This is a genomic window from Chromobacterium vaccinii, from assembly GCF_000971335.1.
Classification (GTDB): domain Bacteria; phylum Pseudomonadota; class Gammaproteobacteria; order Burkholderiales; family Chromobacteriaceae; genus Chromobacterium; species Chromobacterium vaccinii.
Window position 1 is genome coordinate 1 of sequence record NZ_JZJL01000151.1, and the last position, 518, is coordinate 518.

A 518-nucleotide genomic window follows, 5' to 3' on the forward strand; every position below is an offset into this window, starting at 1 on the left:
ATCCTGCTCCACCGCCACCGCCTCCGGATGCGCCGCCGCCTGCGCCTCGAATAGCTCGTGCACCCCTTGCTCCCGCGGATACGCCGCTTCCGTGGCGTTCCATTGCCGCAGCTGCAGATCTCGCTCGTCTTCGTCCATCAAATCCACCAGGCTCAACAACCCCGGCTTGGTCACGCCCGTTTCCGACAATTTGGCATTCATAGCGATATTTCCTTGTTGCTGTGGCGCCGGCCGCCCCTCTGCGCCGCCGGCCCCATTCAAGTTCGACTCAGGACGATTCCGCCCTCGAGGCTCCGCGCTCCAAGCCCCTACACCATGGCCTGCAGCATCCGCCTCAGATAGGCGACGTGCCGAATAGCGGTCTGCTCCTGAAACAGGCTGGTCGCATACTCCAGGCTGCCTTCGATCCGGCCGCCGGCTTCATACAGTTCAAGCGTCAGATCGAATTTGGCGCTGCGCCGCTCCATCTCGACTCTCGTCAAGCGCAAGCCGCCCAATCCCGCTCCCAGCCCGTCCAA

General features: G+C 63.5%; 2 protein-coding genes. Both read right to left on the bottom strand.

The genetic code is table 11. From position 1 onward, the window contains the following. On the bottom strand, positions 1 to 201 hold a 201-nt coding region (locus VL52_RS23005), incomplete at its 3' end, for a hypothetical protein (protein WP_046159229.1). A gap of 107 nt (positions 202 to 308) precedes the next feature. Beyond that, positions 309 to 518: condensation domain-containing protein (locus VL52_RS24905; protein WP_235429368.1), on the bottom strand; the 210-nt coding region annotated here is incomplete at its 5' end.